A 404-nucleotide genomic window follows, 5' to 3' on the forward strand; every position below is an offset into this window, starting at 1 on the left:
CGCTCACGTCCGCCCCCTTCTGGGTGATGGCATAGGTGTAAGTGAGGGCCTCGTCCCGCCCCACGTTGGAGGCAAAGCCGTATCTCTGGGCCATCAGCTCCGCCGCGTCCTCCAGGGTGAACCGCCCGCCGTACAGGGGAACCGCCTTGTCGATGTACTCGCTCATGCTGTCGCGGATGACGGCGTGGCGCAGGCCCCCCTCGTCGGTCTCCTCCTCCGGCTCCAGCGCCGGGGCCTCCGGGTCGGTCGGGGTGGCGCTGGGCGGGGCGTTGAAGGAGACCGGCGTGGCCTCCCCCGCGTTCCCCGCCGCGTCCACCGCCCGGTAGAGCCCGTTTTGGTCGACGGAGACCCTCTCGCTGGCCTTGCCGTTGCCCTTCTCCGCCCCCTCGGTGGGCAGGGCGAAG

At 71.3% G+C, this 404-nt stretch carries 1 protein-coding gene; it reads right to left on the reverse strand.

Annotated elements, in window-relative coordinates; all coding sequences use genetic code 11:
- Positions 1-404, reverse strand: a 404-nt coding sequence (locus tag ACTNAU_RS13305; RefSeq protein WP_441098681.1) for a hypothetical protein, incomplete at both ends; no start/stop codon positions are given.

The sequence above is a fragment of the Bittarella sp. HCP28S3_D9 genome (genome assembly GCF_052065655.1).
GTDB classification, from domain to species: Bacteria; Bacillota; Clostridia; order Oscillospirales; family Ruminococcaceae; genus Bittarella; species Bittarella massiliensis.